Origin of the sequence: Rhodococcus sp. IEGM 1307, from assembly GCF_030056915.1 — a bacterium.
Lineage (GTDB): Bacteria > Actinomycetota > Actinomycetes > Mycobacteriales > Mycobacteriaceae > Rhodococcus_F > Rhodococcus_F opacus_D.
Genome location: NZ_JASHKW010000057.1, coordinates 1 through 3,187, shown reverse-complemented (window position 1 = coordinate 3,187; position 3,187 = coordinate 1). Strand labels below are relative to the sequence as shown.

General features: G+C 70.1%; 1 protein-coding gene. It reads right to left on the bottom strand.

Translation table 11 applies throughout. The annotated features are described in order from the left end of the window. A partial coding sequence (locus QM841_RS42765) for a condensation domain-containing protein (RefSeq protein WP_283336778.1) occupies nt 1-3,187 on the bottom strand: 3,187 nt, incomplete at both ends.

Here is a 3,187-nt window from a genome sequence, read left to right as displayed (position 1 = left end):
ACCCCACCCCGCACCGGCACCAACACACCCCGCTCACCCGAACCCAACACATCCACCCGAGCCACCGTGACGTCCGGATCGGAGGCCATCGCCTCGAGCACCCGGGTGACCCGGCCTGCTATCGCGTCGACGGTGGCCCTGTCGACCAGGTCGGGTCGGTAGTGAAACGTCATGCGCAGCTGCGTGTCCACCGAGAAGGCGACGCTCAGCGGATAATGTGTGGCGTCGACGCCGCGCACGTCGACCACCCGGATGCCGGCGAGGTCGGTGTTCTCGGTCAGGCCTCCCCGGTCGATCGGGTACGACTCGAAGACGGTTGCCGTGTCGAACCCGATGTCGGGGCCGGCTGCTCGCTGGATGTCGGCGAGACCGAGGTGGTGGTGGTCGAGGAGGGCCGCCTGTTCCGCCTGTGTCCGGTCGAGCAGTCGGCCCAGCGTTTCCCGGGGGTTCAGTGTGATGCGTGTGGGCACGGTGTTGACGAACAATCCGATCATCGATTCGACCCCGGTCAGGTGCGGCGACCGTCCGGACACGGTGCTTCCGAACGTCACGTCGTGGCGGGACGTCGCCGCGCCGAGCACGATGCCCCACGCCACCTGCGTCACCGTGTTCAGTGTCGTGTTGCGGGTACGCGCGAGGGTGGTGAGGCCGGCGGTCAAATCCCCGGACACGGTGAACAGGGCGCTCTCGGGAGGAGCCGACAACGGCCGCCCCCGTGCGTCCGGCAGCAGCAGTGTCGGACCGTCGACGCCGGCGAGCGCGGTCGCCCACGCCGCTCGTGATTCCGCGGGGTCCCGGCGGTGCAGCCACGACAGGAAGTCTCGGTAGGGCCGGGGTCGCGGCAACGCAGACCCATCGTCTCCGGCCACATAGAGCGCGAGCAGTTCGCGGATCGCCAGCGGCATCGACCATCCGTCGAGGAGGGTGTGGTGATTGGTCCACACGAGCCGCGATTCGTGGCTGCCGGTGGTCACGAGCAGGAACCGCACCAGTGGGGCCCGGGACGTGTCGAACGGTACGGCCCGATCGGCGGTGAGCACCCGGTCCAGTTCGGCGGTGCGCGCGGCCTCGGGCAGGTCCGTGAGGTCGATTTCGCGGAACGGCAGGTCGACGGCCGCGGGCACCACCTGGACGAAGGTTCCGTCTCGGGCGGGGACGAACGCCACCCGCAGATTCGCGTGCCGCTCCAGCAATGCCTGTGCGGCGCGGCGCATCCGGGCCGGGTCGACGGCCCCCTGCAGGTGCAGTTCCACCTGCACCGTGTACGCGTCGATCGACGGTTTCGCGAGCAGGGCGTGGAACAGCAACCCGGCCTGCAGGGGTGCGGGCGGCCACACGTCGGTGAGCGCGCCGAAGCACTCCTCCCACGTGTCGAGGTCGCTCTGGGTCACGTCGACGAGGGGAACGTCCGACGGTGTGAGTCCGCCTGCGTCCCCATCCCGAGCGTGGGACACCAACGCGGACAACGCTTCCCGCCACCGCTTCGCCAGCCGGTCCACCTCGGCGTGCGCGAGCAGGGTGTCCGGGAAACCGAACCCGACCCGGAGTCGTCCGCCGATCACGATCGCGTTGATCTCGACGGCGGCAGACGCCGGCATGTCGGGGTCCGGGACGTACCGCAGGTCGCCGAACCCGTCGGCGGGACTCCAGCCGACCGCGGTGTCGTGATCGGCCGAATCCGGAACCTGGCCGAGATAGTTGAAGCTGATCTGCCCGGGTTCTGCTCTCGGCAGACTGCCGGCCGTGTCCGGGTTCAGGTAGCGGAGCAGTCCGTAACCGATCCCCATGTCGGGCACTGCCCGGAGGTGTTCTTTCACGCGTTTCACGGCGCTGCCCATGTCGTGGCCGCCGGCCAGCGCGTCGTCGAGGTCGATGCCCTGGAGATCGACGCGGACGGGGAAGACCGTCGTGAACCAGCCGACGGTGCGGGACAGGTCGGCGCCCGGCACCACCTGCTGCTCCCGGCCGTGCCCTTCCAGCCGGATCAGCATCGACGTTCCCGGGATCCCCCGCTCGGCTCGCCACCTCGACGACGCCACCACCAGCGCCGTCAGCAGGACGTCGAGGACACCCCCGTGATACAGCTCCGGCAGGCGGGTGAGCAGAACGGACGTGTCGTCGGGGGAGGTCTCGACACTCACGTCTTGCAGCGCGGTCGCGAGGTCCCGGCCGGGATCGAGGGGGCGTTCGGTGATCGGCGGGTCGGGTCCGTCGACGACGTTCTGCCACCACACCAGTTCGGCGGCTCGCTCGCTCCGGACAGCTTCGTCGGCCAGCGCGTGCGCCCATCGGCGCATCGACGTCGCCGGTTCCGGGAGGGACGGCACGCTCCCCGTGCTGACCTGGTACCAGGCGGCGGCGAAGTCGGGCAGCAGAATCCGCCACGACACCCCGTCGACCGCGAGGTGGTGCGCGACCACGATCACTCGTCCCGTCCGGGCCGGGGCCGCGGCGGCGGGCTCCGGGTCGAGCCACACGAACTGGACGACCACTCCGTCGGACGGGCGCAATCTCTCCACGGCCGCTTGGTGTTCGGTCGCGATCAGCTCTGCCAGCATGCCGGGATCGGTCGCCGGGTCGAAGGCGATACGCCGGACCAGTGTGTCGGTGTCGATCTCGGTCGCGGCACGAGTCTCCATCTGCCACTGCCCGTTCGCGTCCCGGTAGAGCCGCGACCGCAGCATGTCGTGTCGTGCGAGCACCGCCGTGATCGTCGCGAGGAGCCGGTCCGGGTCGATGCCTTCCGGGAGGTCGAGCAGCACGCTCTGGCTGAACCGCTCGAAGTGCCCGCCGCGCTCGATCAGGTACCGGATCACCGGCGTCGGCGGGAACGTGCCGATTCCGCCGCCCGCGAGTTCGGCGAGGGCAACTGTGGTCTCGTCGTCCGCGATCTCCGATTCCGCCGCGAGCGCTGCCACGGTCCGGTGCTCGAACACCTGCTGCGGCGTGAACACCAATCCGCCCGCCTTGGCGCGGGATACGAGCCGGATCGACAGGATGCTGTCGCCGCCCAGCGCGAAGAACGACTCGTCCAACCCGACCTGGTCGAGCCCCAGCACCTCGGCGAACACCGACGCCAGCGTGTGCTCCGCCGCTGTCCGGGGCGCGCGGTGTGGCCCACGCGCAACGACGGGTGCGGGGAGTGCGGCACGATCCAACTTCCCACTCGCCGTCACCGGCAACTCCC